At 31.4% G+C, this 14992-nt stretch carries 12 protein-coding genes; all 12 read left to right on the top strand.

What is annotated here, in order from left to right; genetic code table 11:
- The first annotated feature begins 33 nt into the window (after positions 1-33).
- The 12 genes from C8E03_RS02500 to C8E03_RS02445 all read left to right on the top strand — a co-directional run bounded on the left by C8E03_RS02500 (position 34) and on the right by C8E03_RS02445 (position 14728).
- Positions 34-1062 carry a methyltransferase gene (locus C8E03_RS02500; RefSeq protein WP_110290198.1) on the top strand — a complete coding sequence of 343 codons (1029 nt, stop codon included), beginning with the start codon at positions 34-36 and terminating at the stop codon, positions 1060-1062.
- A 142-nt stretch (positions 1063-1204) separates the two neighbouring features.
- Positions 1205-2635: an MATE family efflux transporter gene (locus C8E03_RS02495; protein WP_170122871.1), complete on the top strand. Its 1431-nt coding sequence runs from the start codon at positions 1205-1207 to the stop codon at positions 2633-2635.
- A gap of 86 nt (positions 2636-2721) precedes the next feature.
- A complete protein-coding gene (locus C8E03_RS02490; protein WP_170122870.1) occupies positions 2722-3390 on the top strand; it encodes a TetR/AcrR family transcriptional regulator in 669 nt (222 codons plus the stop codon).
- Between the two features lie 229 nt (positions 3391-3619).
- Positions 3620-3961 carry an arsenate reductase family protein gene (locus C8E03_RS02485; protein WP_094378863.1) on the top strand — a complete coding sequence of 114 codons (342 nt, stop codon included), beginning with the start codon at positions 3620-3622 and terminating at the stop codon, positions 3959-3961.
- Between the two features lie 63 nt (positions 3962-4024).
- Positions 4025-5746 carry a sensor histidine kinase gene (locus C8E03_RS02480; RefSeq protein WP_110290195.1) on the top strand — a complete coding sequence of 574 codons (1722 nt, stop codon included), beginning with the start codon at positions 4025-4027 and terminating at the stop codon, positions 5744-5746.
- An 11-nt stretch (positions 5747-5757) separates the two neighbouring features.
- Positions 5758-7341 carry a response regulator transcription factor gene (locus C8E03_RS02475; RefSeq protein ID WP_110290194.1) on the top strand — a complete coding sequence of 528 codons (1584 nt, stop codon included), beginning with the start codon at positions 5758-5760 and terminating at the stop codon, positions 7339-7341.
- Positions 7342-7584: 243 nt separating this feature from the next.
- Positions 7585-9105 (top strand): ABC transporter substrate-binding protein, encoded by a 1521-nt coding sequence (locus C8E03_RS02470; RefSeq protein ID WP_094378869.1) that lies wholly within the window; start codon positions 7585-7587, stop codon positions 9103-9105.
- Positions 9106-9118: 13 nt separating this feature from the next.
- Positions 9119-10045, top strand: coding sequence for an ABC transporter permease (locus C8E03_RS02465; protein ID WP_110290394.1), 927 nt, complete (start codon positions 9119-9121; stop codon positions 10043-10045).
- 10 nt (positions 10046-10055) lie between these two features.
- A complete protein-coding gene (locus C8E03_RS02460; protein WP_094378904.1) occupies positions 10056-10946 on the top strand; it encodes a carbohydrate ABC transporter permease in 891 nt (296 codons plus the stop codon).
- A 146-nt stretch (positions 10947-11092) separates the two neighbouring features.
- The gene (locus C8E03_RS02455) at positions 11093-11917 is read left to right on the top strand and encodes a Nif3-like dinuclear metal center hexameric protein (protein WP_094378871.1); all 825 of its coding nucleotides are present in this window, start codon (positions 11093-11095) and stop codon (positions 11915-11917) included.
- Between the two features lie 83 nt (positions 11918-12000).
- Positions 12001-12981 carry an ATP-binding protein gene (locus tag C8E03_RS02450; RefSeq protein ID WP_330410661.1) on the top strand — a complete coding sequence of 327 codons (981 nt, stop codon included), beginning with the start codon at positions 12001-12003 and terminating at the stop codon, positions 12979-12981.
- Positions 12982-13030: 49 nt separating this feature from the next.
- Positions 13031-14728 (top strand): alpha-amylase family protein, encoded by a 1698-nt coding sequence (locus tag C8E03_RS02445; protein ID WP_110290193.1) that lies wholly within the window; start codon positions 13031-13033, stop codon positions 14726-14728.
- The last annotated feature ends 264 nt before the right edge of the window (positions 14729-14992 follow it).

Raw genomic sequence — 14992 nt, 5'->3', positions numbered from 1 at the left:
TCATGTAGTAAATTAATAAAGGAGATAAATAGAGTGGATAAAAATTTGAAAAATATACAATCACTACAGGCTATTGTAATACAAGGAGTTGCAGGATACGCATTTTCATTTGCAATAAAGGCAGCAATTGAAATTAATTTATTTAACGAATTAATAAGTGGCTCAGCTAAAATCAGTAAATTAGCAGAGAAGTTAGAAGTCAATGAATCTTCTTTAGCAAGATTAATAAGAGTATTGATGTCTGCAGGGCTTATTTATGAGAAAGATGATACATTTATGGTAACAGAAATGGGAGAGGTTCTTCAAACAGATTCCAAGGGTTCATTAGAAGGGCTGGCTAAATACTTCCTGAACGATCTGTTGATTAGTTCTATGGCAGATTTACAATATAGTATAAAAACAGGAAAATCATCATTTGAAAAAAACAATGGAACAAGCTGGTATGAGTATGGAAAGAAAAATCCAGATTTGTTAAAAACTATGGATAAGGGAATGAATGAATTTTCTAAAATAGGTATTTTACAATTTGTAGAATCATATCCATTTGAAAAATACCAATTAATTGTAGATATTGCCGGAGGAAATGGACAAATAATATCAGCAGTACTTCAATACAATAAAAATGCAATTGGAATATTATTTGATCAGCCAGCAACAATTGAAAGGATAGAAGCTGATAAAGTTAGTTTTGGACTAGATGATAGATGCCAATTAGTTAGTGGAGATATGTTCAAGAAAATTCCAGAAGGAGGAAATTTATATTTAATAAGTAAAGTTCTAAATGATTGGGAAGATAATAGTGTCATTAAAATTCTGAAAAATATAAAAGCTGCAATGTCAAAAGAATCAAGGCTTTTAATAGTAGAATCATTGATAGATAATAATGAAAAAATATCACCCAAAGAGGCATATAGAGACTTACTTTTCTTAGTATGTTCCGATGGAGGAAAGGTTCGAAGTAAAGTAGAATTTAATAAACTGATAGAGGAATCAGGTTTCGTTGTCACTAATGTAAGAAAAGCGTATGGAGAGTTTTGGTCGATAGAATGCAAATTACATTGAAAATGGAGAAAGCGCCTATAAGGGGCTTTCTATTTCTACATAGAAAAATATTTGCAAAAAACTATTGACTTAAGTCAGTCAATATAATATGATTAAAACAGATTCAATACTGACTGATGTCATTCAAAGGAGCAATAAAGAGATGAATAAACAAGAAAAGTTGGAAAAACAACCTATAAATAGTTTAGTATTTAGTTTAGCAGCGCCGTCGATCGTATCACTTTTAATGAATTCAATCAATATAGCTATTGATAGAATTTTTATTGGAATTGGAGTTGGAACAGTAGGAATAACGGCTGTAACGGTTGCATTTGGTATTTATTTAATTATTCAAGGATTATCACAATTAGTTTCTGGAGGTGCGGCTTCAACAGTTGCTTTAAAACTTGGTAAAAAAAATATTGAAGATGCAGAAAAGGTCATAGGAAACACAGTAATATTATCATTAATGTTATCATTATTTATTTCAATTATGGGATATATTTGTATGAATCCAATCATTAAATTGTACGGTGGTTCAGGGCAGGTATTTAACGATGCAAGAGAATATGCATCCGTGCTAATATTAGGATGTGTATGTTTTGTATATGCACAATCCTTAAATTCAATCATACGCGGTATGGGAAATGCAAAAGCAGCAATGATTAATTTTCTTATAGATATATTTTTAAATATAGTTATGGATGCTATATTCATATTTGTTTTTCATATGGGTGTATTTGGAGCTGCTTTGGCTACTACATTAAGTAGTGGAGTTTGTGCAGTTATTGCTTTTATACAATTATGTTCTACTAAGAATCCGGCTAAAATAAAACCTAAGTATTTTAAATTAGAGAAGAATATTGTAAAAACTATAGTTTCCATTGGAATACCAAGTTGTATTACGCAAATAGCTATGAGCGTAGTCGCATTGGTGTTTAACAGAGCTTGTTTAAAGTATGGCGGCGAAACAGGTGTAGCAGCCTATGGAATAGTTACAGCAGTTTGCTTGCTAATTAATATGCCTATAGTTGGGCTTGCATTGGGAATTCAACCAATCATTGGATATAATTATGGAGCACATGCAATAGATCGAGTAAAAGAAGCATTAAAGGTAGGTTTCAAAGCGGGAACTCTATTTGTTACAGCAGCCTTTTTAATCGTAGAACTATTTGCAGGACAAATAGTAAATATTTTTGGAAGTAGTGATGATTTAGAGCTATATCACTTGGCAACAAAAGCATTAAGATTATCTCAAATTATGCTGCCAATATTAGCAATTCAAGTTATTGGAACATTTTTCTTTCAATATATTGGTGAAGCTAAGAAATCAATACTTTTAAGCGCTTTACGTCAAATAATAGTTTTAATACCATTAATACTATTATTACCTATTAAGTTTGGCATGAATGGAATATTTATATCACAATCAGTATCAGATTTAATTTCTGGAACAATAATTATCAGATTTATCATGAAAGAAATTAAATTGCTAAATAAAGTAGAAGAAAATAAAAACGTTGAAGAAATTGAAAATACAGAAGAATCTGAAAATATAGTAGAAAATAAGAATTCAGAAAATGTAATAATATAAAGGTAAAATGAAATACTAAAAAACATATAGTTAGAGATATACTTTTTGTAACTTTTATATTATACTTTTTTAGAGGTGATTCAAAAGTGGGAAGAATAACAAAAACTCCAGAAGAAAGAAAAAGCGAATTAATTGAAGCAGCAGAAGAACTTTTTAGTACGGTAGGTTACAGTAAAACTACAGTAAGTCATATAGTAAAAAAAATTAATGTAGCACAAGGAACATTTTATTATTATTTTAAATCAAAAGAAGATATATTTTTAGCTGTATTTGATCAAAATGTAAAAAAAAGTATAGTCATATTGAATGAAATTGTCAACCGTAAAGAAGGAACAATTATAGAAAAATATATGGAGATGTTAGAAATTCAATTTAAAACTATAGATTTTCATGAAAGCTTAAATATTCAGTTACATCAAGAAGAGAACAGAGAGATCCATCAAAAAGCAATTATTAATACAATAAAATTATATTCACCAGTATATGGAAGATTATTCAAAAAAGGCGTAGAGGAAGGGTTTTTCAAGACCGAATATCCAGAAGATATAGCAGAATATTTTATGATTGTTGTTAATTATTTATTTGATCCAGGTATCTGCCAGTTAAAAGAAAATGAATATGATAAGAAAATTTTAGCATTGAATAATATTATGATAAGGGCACTTGGAATAACTGATGAAGATTTCAAAATTTCTACAATAGTTAAAAGAACTTTTGAGTTGCATCAAAAATTACAATATATAAGTCCCAATTAGAAAATATTGTTGGGAATATAAAAACAAATGATGTATGATTAGTTTATTAAGCATCGTCTTTTAAAGTGGCGGTGCTTTTGGTATGCCAAGCTTTATGCAAAGACTTCTCTGTTATAGTATCAATATGGTATAATGACAAGGAAGATTTTTGATTGTAGGACGAGTAAAGCGTATCAGAGATATTTCTGTTACTGATTGTACAAGGAATTAGGAAAGGCGTTGAGGTAAAATGAATATACAGATATTTGGAACAAACAAGTGTTTTGATACGAAGAAAGCACAAAGATATTTCAAGGAACATGGTGTAAAATTCCAATTCATTGATTTAAAAGAAAAGGGGATGAGCAAAGGGGAATATAACAGTGTAAAGCAGTCGGTCGGAGGTCTTGAGCATATGTTGAATCCAAATTGTAAGGACAAAGATGCATTGGCATTGATTCAGTACATTGCAAAGGAAGATAAAGATGAAAAGGTATTGGAGAATCAGCAGGTACTCTTAACTCCAATTGTACGTAATGGTAAGAAAGCAACGGCTGGGTATCAGCCTGACGTGTGGAAGGGATGGGATTAAAGAAAATTAGTATAAATGATGCTGAATTTTCAATCCCCTTTTTGTAAGTGAAAGGAAATAAATATGCAGAAGAAAAAATCCTTTATTAGAAAAATAATGTTATATCTGTTAGTTTTAACAGGTTTACTTATTGTGGCTTTGGGAGGCTTTCTCATATCTTCCTATGGCATATTGAATAAAGAAATTAAAGATTCTTCTAATACTTTTTTAGAAATATATAGCAATGAGCTTAGTAATAATATAGCAGAACTGGATCAAATATTAACAAGTGTTACAATGCAACGAGAAGATCTGGAAAAACTAAAAAGAAATAATGAAAATGAGCGTTTGCTGTCTTCTATAGCATTACAACAATATATGCAGAGTTTAATATCAGATAATGGAGTAACAGATATCATTGTAGTATATGATAGTAATTATGACATTTGTCTAGACGCCATTAAAACAGGTTTTCATTTTCAGAACAAGAATAGTATTAGAGACTATACAAAATTAGCTTTTGAAAATAAGACGACACAAAATTTTAAGTGGGATTTTATATATCTAGATAATGAACGCTATTTATGCAAAATGTTCTTAACAGATAGCCGAGTTATTGCTGTTTATATCAGGACAAGTAAATTATTGGACTATCTTGACATGCAAAATAATGGGAATCGTTCCATTGCATTAGTAAGCAATACAGGAATGATAGGAAAATTATGGGGATATGAAAAAAAGGATATTAATGAGGGTGGATATATCAGTAAAATTAATTTAAATAATTATTATACAGATAAGAAAATGATTGTTGACGGACAGCTTACGATTTATTGCTATACAGGTAAAACCAGTGTCTTTCAACAGGTACATTCCAGTATGATTGTAGTTGCTATTACAGTTTATATTGCTGTTTTATTTATGCTGTTTATTTTACGATATACCCAAAAAGATATTGCGGTTCCAATGAAACTTATGGTTAATGATATGACATCAATCAGAGAAGGAGAATATCAGAAGCGTATTCAGGGAGAATTTAATACAAAGGAATTTCAGTTACTGCAAGAAACCACCAATCAGATGGTAGATGAAATTATAGGACTAAAAATACAAACATATGAAAAAAGAATTGAACTGCAAGATATGGAACTCAAAAGTATACGTCTGCAACTGAAACCACACTTTTTTCTTAATGCGTTAACAACAATTTCAAGTTTAAACAGTCAGAATAAAAACGAACAGGTAAAAATGTATATAGACTCATTGTCTAAAAATGTGAGGTATATGTTTCGTGCTGGTTTTCATACGGTATCAATCAAGGAAGAAGTAAGACATGTGAAAAACTATTTTGAAATGCAGGAACTAAAATATCCAGAGTGCATTTTTTATTTGATTGATTTGCCCCAAGAATTAGAAGAATGGAAAATACCACAGATGTTAATTCATACCTTTGTTGAAAATGAATATAAGCATGCTATTTCAATGGGCAAAATTTTGACTATATTAATAAAAGTTTGCAGGCAGGATTATAAGGGAGAAAATACGTTGTTAATTGAAATAGAAGATGATGGAAAAGGCTATTCTAAAGAAGTTTTAGACTATATGAACGGTCACACCATAAACATCAGTGAAAAAGGTAACAGAATTGGGCTGTGGAGCATAAAAAGATTGATGGAGCTTATGTATGAAAGAAATGATTTGGTTATGCTGGAAAATATCAATCCACACGGATGCCTAAATAAGATTTATGTACCAGAAAATCCAAAACATGAATTAGAAGAAGAAACAATTCAGATTAAAATATAGGAAGAGGTATTATGATAAATCTATTGATTGTAGATGATGACATAGCAACAGTTGAAGTAATTAGGGACTCGATTAGTTGGAGCAAGATGGACATTGATAATGTAAGTACGGCTTTTAATGTGTTTGATGCAAAGAAAATACTACTAGAGCAGAAGATAGATATTATAATTAGTGATATTGAAATGCCACAGGAAACAGGTCTGGGCTTATTAAAATGGATAAGAGATGAAAAGCTGGAATGTGAATTTTTGTTTCTTACGTGCCATGAGAATTTTTCTTATGCAACCAATGCAATCAACTATGATGCAGCAGCATATTTAACAAAGCCATTTGATATTAACATTATGGAACTTAACATACAGAAAATAGTTTCAAAGCTAAAACAAAAACGTAATTTAAAAAAGAATAGCGAATATGGAATATGGGTAGAGAAAAATCTTAGGGTTATGAAGTTGGATTTTTGGAAGGCAGTTTTTGAGAGTGAGCTGCTTGATGATACACATATTAAATTAGAAATTGAACGCAGACATCTCAACATTGATTTTTATAAGAAATATTGTTTTGTATATTCAAAGCTAAGCAATAACGACATTGATATCGAACGTTATGGTAAAAGTGTGTTTGAATTTATATTAGAAGGATTTCACTCAGAAATATTAACTGAAAAAGTTGAAAATGAAAGTGTAATAAAGTTTTATAGTACAGATACATTAAGTTTAAGTATCATAACAATATGTGATGATGAAAAACGTGTAGAACTGAGAGAAAAATGTGAACATTTAATTGAAGTTTATAATCAATATTTTAAATCAACAATTACTTGCTGTATTAGCAATGCGTATGAGATTACAAAGCTTTCGAATGCCAGACAAAATATGAAGAAATTATTTGATTATAATGTTGGATGTTTTGGGAAAGTGTATCTGGAAAACGAATTAAAATTGCCAGATAACAATGAAATTCAAATTCTAGATCTAGAAAAAGTAGTTAGTTTTGTAGAAAATAAAGAGAAACCAAATTTATTGCGTTATTTAAAACAGATTTTTGATGAGTTATCGGCAAATAATAAATTGAATCTTCATTCCCTTTATTTGATAAAACAAGAAATTGTTCAGGTAGTGTATGCAGATTTAATGAAGCAGGGGATACAAGCTACAAAGCTGTTTTATGATGAATTATCAATCGAAATGTCTGATCATGCATTGGATTCGACTGTTGATATGATTCGTTGGGTAAATTATTTGCTTGAGAAGACATTTGCGTATGAGGATGAGATTGCGAAGTCGGTTACAATTGTTGATAAAATAAATGATTACATTCATAAACACTATTCGGAAAACATTGGGCGAAGCGAAATTGCAAGAGACTTTTATTTAACATCAGAATACCTTTCAAAATTGTATAAGAAAAAGACGGGTATTAATCTAAAGGATTATATTAATGAATATCGTATTGAAAAGGCAAAAGAGCTTTTAAGAGCAGGAGAACAAAATATTAGCGAGGTTGCAATTAAAGTAGGATTCGATAATTTTTCATATTTCTCAACCTTATTCAAGAAATTAACAGGGATTTCTCCTAAGGACTATAAGAAATAACTTTAATTCTTACTATATTTTATGATTAAAAAAATCTATCCTAATGTTAAAAACAAATTTAGGATAGGTTTTTTTATATGAATTAAAATAATGCTTTAAGGTATTCTATTAGAAAATGAAGCCGTACAACAATAACTTATGGTGTAGAATATAGCTTAAAATTAAAAAAATATAGCTTATTTTTAAAAGAGCGCTAAAGATAATATTGATATACTTGTATTATCAAAAGGAGGAGATTTTAAGATGAAAAAGATGAAAAAAATAACAGCAGCAATCCTAACTATTTCGATGATTGCCGGACTTTCTGCTTGTGGTACAAGCGATGGAGAAGAAAGTTCTACAAAAGATGCCAGTACTGATTATGATAAGATTGTTTATGCGTATGCTACATTTAACAATATTCCAGAGTCAGATACACTGGATACGGTAGAAGAGGAAATCAATAAAATTACAAGAGAGAAAATTGGTGTTGAAGTTGAGCTGATGCCTATTGCCATTTCTGATTATTCTTCTAAAGTTAATCTCTCATTACAAGGTGGAGACCAAATTGATGTTTTTGAATCTCTAGGTGATTTTAATACTAGTGTATCAAGTAGTATGGCTTATGATTTAACAGATTTGATGGATACATGTGCACCAGAAACGAAAGCACTTCTAGGTGAAGATTTACTAAATGCATGTGTAAAGGACTCAAAACTTTATGGCATTCCAACTTACAAACCATATGCATTGACACCAATGGTTATCTACAAACAAGAAATAGCAGATGAACTTGGAATTGACATGACTCAAGTAAAAAGTATCTATGATTTAACAGATGTTTTAAGAAAAGTAAAGGAAGCATATCCCAATATGGCACCTCTTGTGCCAGTATCACAAGGTACTTCGGGCATTAATCTAACAATTGGGAATGTAGATTATTTGACAGATGATTATAATTATCCTAAGGGAATTTTATTAGGGGATGATATGACAGTAAAAGATTACTATAGTACAGAAGAATTTACAAATGCTTGTTCACTTGTTAGAACATGGTATAACGAAGGATTGATTTTACAGGACGCTGCAACAACAACAAGTACGTCTACAGAACTTATGTCAGCAGATAATAGTTTTTGCTATGTAGCAGCATACAGTTATCCAACGGAAGATACAGCAGCTTCATTGGAACCACAGGTTGGTGGAACTTCTTTGGGAGCAGTTCAAATAGGAGATGCATATTTGGATACAACTTCTATTAATGCAGTATCCTGGATGGTTTCTTCCACTTCTAAGGTACCAGAAGCAGCACTTAAATTTTTGAATTTAACATTTACAGATAAGGACATTGTAAATCTTTTGGTATATGGTATTAAAGATAGAGATTATGTACTAAATGATGATGGTTCCGTATCTTATCCGGAAGGTCTGGACGCAGCTACAGTTCCTTATACTGCGCAGTTATGTAGTGGAACATTAGGAAACTTTTTTAATATGTATCAAATGGGAACTTCAAACCCAGAATCCTTAGTATGGGAAGAAGAACAGAACCAAACAGCTAAAAAATCGCCGGCAATGGGATTTACATTTGATTCTAGTTTAGTTAAAACAGAATATACTTCAGTAACTAACGTGATTCAACAATATCTACCAGGATTATTATGTGGAAGTATTGATCCAGAAACAGCTCTGTCAGAATTTAGAGGTAAATTAGCAGCTGCTGGTTTGGATAAAATTATAACAGAAAAGCAGAAGCAATTAGATGAGTGGTTAGCAAAGAAGTAAAATGGAGAAAGATATGAAAAGTACAACAAAAAGGAAGAATAAGGGACTGGTCAAAAACGGTCCCCTTCTCTTAATCGCATTGCCAGGAATTACATATCTTATCATTAACAATTATATTCCTATGTTTGGTGTATTTCTTGCATTTAAAGATTACAATTACGTAAAAGGAATTTTTGGAAGTGATTGGTGTGGTTTTAAAAATTTTGAATATTTATTCAGTCAGGATGCGTTTACAATAGCCCGTAACACAATACTATATAATTTAGCATTTATCATACTAGGTACAATAGCGGCCATTTTTGTTGCAATATTGATGAGTGAATTAGGAACAAAGTTTAGAGTTAAGTTTTTCCAGTCTTCCTTGCTCTTACCAAATATATTATCATGGGTAGTAATAGGATTTGTTGGTTTTGCATTTCTTAACTCAGATACAGGTTTTATAAACAATACGGTGATAGAATTATTTGGTGGAAAAGATGTGGCTTGGTATACTACACCAAAATATTGGCCAATTATATTAACTATAGTGTTTATGTGGAAAAACGTAGGTTATAGCAGCATTATTTACATGGCAAGTATTGCTGGTATAGATAAAAGTATTTTTGAAGCTGCTAAAATTGATGGAGCTACAAAGCTAGAACAAATCAAGCATATAACAATTCCAATGTTAAGACCTACCGTTACGATTCTAACATTAATGGCAATCGGAAGAATATTCTATTCCGATTTTGGATTATTTTATCAAGTACCTATGAATTCAGGAGCTTTGTATGATGTTACACAGACGATTGATACTTATGTATATCATGGATTGATGGAATTAAATAATGTTGGTATGTCTGCGGCAGCTGGATTATATCAATCCGTTATTGGATTTGTTCTTGTTATTTCAGCAAATGCAGTCGTTAGGAAAGTTGATAATGACAATGCACTGTTTTAAGGAAGGAATGATGAATAAAATGACAGATGAAAAAAAATTTAGAATAGGTGCTACCGTTATTCTTACGATATTATCGGTTATTACACTTCTTCCAATTATTTTGATAGTAATTGCTTCCTTTACGGATGAACAGGCATTAATTTCAAATGGATACTCTTTTTTTCCAAAAGCATTTAGCTTTGATGCATATTATTATATTATTAATCAAGGAAAAACAATACTAAGATCTTATGGGATAACAACTATAGTAACTGTATTGGGAACGTTAGGGAGCGTTATTGTTACCACAACATTGGCATATCCCATGTCAAGAAAAAACTTTAAATATAGTAACTTTCTAGCTTTCTTTGTATTTTTTACAATGCTTTTTAATGGAGGAATTGTATCATCCTATATTATGTGGTCAAGTATATTTCATATCAAAAATACAATATGGGCATTAATTTTACCAAACTATTTTTTGACGGCCTTTAATGTATTTCTAGTAAGAAATTATTATACAAATAATATTCCTGAAGCATTAATAGAATCAGCAAAAATTGATGGTGCAAGCGAACTTCGTATTTTCTGGAAAATCATTATTCCACTTTCTGTACCATCAGTGGCAACTATTAGTTTATTTACCGCTTTAATCTACTGGAATGACTGGGTAAATGGATTATATTATATAACAAAACCAAAATACTTTGGAATTCAAAATCTATTAATTAAAATCATGAATAATGTGCAATTTTTAAAATCAGGATCTTCTAATCTATTAGGCGTAGGGAATATTGATTTGCCCGGTACTTCGGTAAGAATGGCAATGGCTGTAATTGGAATTCTTCCGATCGTTATTATCTATCCGTTTATTCAGAAATATTTTATAAAAGGTGTAGTAGTGGGAGCAGTAAAAGGCTGATATAACAGGGCATGCATTTTTATGCATGCCTTTTCAAGAGAAAAAATAAAGATGATAACGTCTGAATAGAATAGATTGTTCTAAAAAAATGCAAACCGTTAATGAATGAAACAGAGATGTTTTTACGAATTGTAGGAGGAATGAAGATGACAGTAAAAGAAATTATTGATGGAATCATTAAAAAAACAGGAATGGAACCATTGCCGCAAGACAAGACTTGCGATCGTTTGATGACAGGCAGTTATGATATGGAGGTTACGAAAATTGTAACTACGTTTATGGCAACAGTAGAGGTAATACAAAAAGCAATTGATATAGGAGCTAACTTTATAATTACCCATGAACCAACCTGGTTTACAGGAATGGATGGGATCGATTGGCTAGAAAATGATCCTGTATATCATCAAAAAAGAAAACTAATTGAAGACCATAATATTGCAATCTGGAGATTTCATGACCATATGCATATGGGGAATGAAGACGGAATTTATCGTGGATATGATTTGGAATTTGATTGGGGAAAATACAAAATTCAAAGCCCAAAAGAAATGCAATATTTTGGTGCATGCTACCAGTTGCCAAGCATTACATTAGAAGAGTTATGCAAGTATTTTAAAGAAAAACTGGATATGAGTGTAATACAAATAGTAGGAAATCCTAAAATGATTGTAGAACGTGTTGGAGTACTTGTTGGCGGGGGGAGTCTAGGACTTGGAATTGAAGAACTACCAATGAAGCTTATGCATGAGAATAAGCTGGATTTACTTATATGCGGTGATATTACAGAATGGACGATTAGCGCCTATGTCAGAGATGCAGCAGCTATGGGAATGAACAAAGGAATGCTTGTATTAGGTCATGAGCGTAGTGAAGAGATGGGAATGAAGCATCTGGGTGCATGGATGCAGGATATTACAGGCAATCTTGAAATACAGTTTGTTGATGCGAAAGAGCCATTTCTTTATTTATAACAGGAAAAGTGTGATACTGCATTTTTTCAAATAGATTAAAGATTAGCAATTCGGTGAATGGTATAGATTAGGAGTAAAATATTATGACAAATATAGTGGAATCAAACATACTAAAAGATAAGAAATTCAATCAAATTCTAATGGATTCATGGAATCCGCCAGTCGTTTCGGCAGATATTTCTCATGGTGATATGCCAGGAGATAAAGTGGAAATTAATGAAACACATATTGCAAAAGCAAATATTATTTTCCCCGAACTATTAAAACAAATAAATACAATTATACAGAAGAACAAATATCAGAAGGCAGTCATAGCAATTTGCGGAGGTTCAGGCGTTGGCAAATCAGAGATTGCATCTTTAATATCATACTATTTCCAACAGATTGAAGTTGGAAGTTATACACTTTCTGGTGACAACTATCCGCATAAAATTCCAAAGTATAATGACGCAGAAAGATTACATGTTTTCCGTGAAAGTGCTATCAAAGGGATGATAAAGGAGGGGGAATATACAAAAGAAAGATTTGATATTATTAATAAATTTCAACAAGCCGGTGATGATGCAAATCCAGAACATATAAAAACATTTCCGTGGTTTGAGTCTTATCTTAATTTTGGAAAAAAAGGATTACAAGGATATCTTGGAACTAAAAATGAGATTGGATTTGATGATATTACATCTATTATTTCGTCGTTTAAAAAGGGAGAGGAAAAAATCTGGCTAAAAAGAATGGGACGAGAAGATACCGAATTATGGTATGAGCAGGTGGATTTTTCAAAAATAAATGTACTTGTAATAGAGTGGACACATGGAAATAGTGACAATTATCAGGGAGTAGACATTCCAATATTATTAAATAGCACACCGCAGGAAACATTGTCACATAGGAGAGCAAGAAATCGTGATGGTGCTACAGATAGTCCTTTTACGACTATGGTACTAGAACTTGAACAGAAATTATTAGAGAAACAGTCACATAAAGCTAAAATTATACTATCCAAAAATGGAGAGTTATTGACATATAACCAGTATTGTAAATTGATGTTAGAGAGTAAACAGTAGAAAATAGAATACAATTTAAGTTGATATTCAGTTGGAATGAGAGGAATCTATGAGCAAAACATATACAGATAATGGCCCAATGTTAAATGCATATCCAGATAGCGTTGGTGGTACATTATCAGACATTACATATTTTCTTAATAAAAAGGAAGTAAAAGATGTATTCCAAACATTTTACATTCTTCCAAGTATTTTTAATACGGATTTAGACCGTGGCTTTTCCGTTATTGATTATGAATTAAATGAACTTTTAGCAAGCAGGGAAGACCTTGAAACGTTAGAAAAGCTAAATCTTGATTTGAAACTAGATTTTATATTAAATCATTCTTCTGTTCTTTCAAAACAGTTTCAGGACATCTTAAAAAATGGGAATAATTCAAAGTATAAGGACTTTTTTATTAATTGGAATCAATTCTGGAAAGATCATGGAACAATGACAGAGGATGGGTATATCCAACCAGATCAGAAATTGATTAAAAACATGTTCTTTCGTAAGAAGGGGTTACCAATTCTTATGGTCAGAATGCCAGATGGAAAAAATATTCCTTACTGGAACACTTTCTATCAAGAAGTGCGTTATGAGCGATTGGATGCACAGGATTTGATGAAGGCAATGAATATACAGTACGCATCAGCAGTCGAATTAGCAAAGATGATTGATACTGAATTAGCAGAAGGAAAAACTCCTGTTGAAATTCAATATGGCAGGTATGAAAAATATAGTAAAAGAGTAATTGAACTATTGGAGTCTAAACGCAAGTATTTAGGACAGATGGATTTAAATATACAGTCACCTCTTGTGTGGGACTATTATGATGATACATTAAAAACGCTTGCTAGTTATGGAGCTAAAATTGTTCGTCTTGATGCATTTGCTTATGCACCAAAAGCGCCTGGTGAAAAGAACTTTTTAAATAATCCTGGAACTTGGGATTTGCTTAAAAAAGTTCAAAATTTAGCAGATCAATATCAATTGACACTTTTGCCTGAAATTCATTCTAGCTATGCTGAAAAAACATATGAATTGTTAGCCCAAAAAGGATATATGACCTATGACTTTTTTCTTCCAGGTCTGATTATTGATGCAATGGAACGAGGCAGTGGAGAAACCCTTGTAAACTGGGCAAAAGAATTACAGGAAAAAAAGATAAGAGTTGTAAATATGCTTGGTTGTCATGACGGAATTCCTTTATTAGATTTAAAAGGTTTGATTTCAGAAGAACAGATTGGAAAACTGATTGATATTGTTGTAGAACGAGGTGGCTATGTTAAAAACCTTCACGGACAGAAAAATGTATATTATCAAGTAAACGCTACTTATTATAGTGCACTTGGTGATGATGATCAAAAAATGCTTTTAGCTAGGGCAATACAGTTATTTATGCCAGGAAAGCCGCAGATTTGGTATCTTGATTTATTTGCAGGAAAAAATGATTATGAGGCGATAGAAAGAGCAGGAGAAGGTGGTCACAAGGAAATCAACCGTAGTAATCTTTCCTTGAATCAGATTGAGGATAAATTGAAATACGATGTTGTGAAAAAGCAATTAACGATGTTGAGGTTTCGCAATACATTTGCAGCATTTGGCTTTGATTCGGATTTAATGATTCGTGAACAGTGTGGTTGTATAGAATTTGTATGGAAGAATCAGGGCTGTGAAGCAAGATTAAATGTGGATTTAAAGAAATATGAGTTTGAGATGACAGGAATCAGTATTAATAATGAAATAATATTTCATATGGATTAAGAATAATAAACTTGATGTAATAAACGATTAAATTAAAATAATACAGAAGTTATTATTGTTGTTGAACTGTTGAGGTGGAAAATTCAAATAATGAGTTTTCCACTTTTTTGTGTTATAGGTTATAGCTAATTGCGTCCTATTACATAAAAATGCTTTGCAGGATGCGCACGAATAAATATATAAATCCGCTGGAATATCGCAGACTTTGTTCTTTACTAATTCAATAAAAAACAGCAATATATGGTAAGTGTTTCGCAAGCTATG

It is taken from the genome of Lachnotalea glycerini, assembly GCF_003201285.1.
GTDB classification, from domain to species: domain Bacteria; phylum Bacillota; class Clostridia; order Lachnospirales; family Lachnospiraceae; genus Lachnotalea; species Lachnotalea glycerini.
The sequence above is the reverse complement of the archived record's forward strand: the minus strand, read 5'-3'. Positions and strand labels throughout refer to the sequence as shown.